Source organism: Vibrio nigripulchritudo ATCC 27043, assembly GCF_000222685.1.
In the GTDB taxonomy this organism is placed as follows: Bacteria; Pseudomonadota; Gammaproteobacteria; order Enterobacterales; family Vibrionaceae; genus Vibrio; species Vibrio nigripulchritudo.
Genome location: NZ_AFWJ01000230.1, coordinates 1 through 762, shown reverse-complemented (window position 1 = coordinate 762; position 762 = coordinate 1). Strand labels below are relative to the sequence as shown.

The window sequence follows — 762 nt, the reverse complement described above, 5'->3', positions numbered from 1 at the left end:
AGGCTGTAAAAGCGACTCATACGTCACTGAGTTCGCTCTGTCGGAAGTTTGACTAGTCACAACCAAGTTCGCATTGCAGTTACTCAGTAGGTAGTCCAGGCGTTCTTCTGGTGAAGAAACATCAATGGGTACCCAAATGATTCCTGATAATGAACAGGCAATAGTCATCACCAGATGCTCTGGGCTTTTAGGCATGCATATTGCCAACACATCACCTTGTTTCAAACCAAGATGGGAAATGTGCTGCATCACCTTGTGGACATCTTCTCCAAAGGCTTTGTAGCTTATCTGTCTGTCACCACATATAACCGCAATATCGCTAGAAGCGTTCTCACCTACATTTTTTGCAATCTTGGCTAAAAACTTAGAGCACTCAAATTCTGACTCATCGCAATTGAGCTTATAGTGGTCAAGGTTAACGACTTTGTGTGAGGCAATATCGAAGCTCTTGGTCTCACACAAGGCTTGCACATGACGCTCAATTGACGCGAGTATCGAAACAACAACTTGCTTGTCTAGAGCATCCACAGCGTAGTCGAAACTCAGAACCAAGTTCTTGCTTTCATCAAAGTTAAGGCGAATGTCGAGGGCAACTTGAGGTGTTTGTGTCACACCCGAAAAGAACACTAAATCGTCTTCCTCTGAAAGGGTATCCCAAGCCAGACCATTGGTGACCACTACAGGTAGAGCCAGTGCTGTCGAACGGGTACTCATGAGTTGCCGATTAATATCAACACCTGAGAAGTCCAGATGGTCGAGGGC

General features: G+C 45.4%; 1 protein-coding gene. It reads right to left on the bottom strand.

All coding sequences use genetic code 11. From position 1 onward, the window contains the following. Positions 1-762 (bottom strand): AMP-binding protein (locus RH89_RS16525; protein ID WP_004404418.1); only part of this gene is annotated, 762 nt, incomplete at both ends.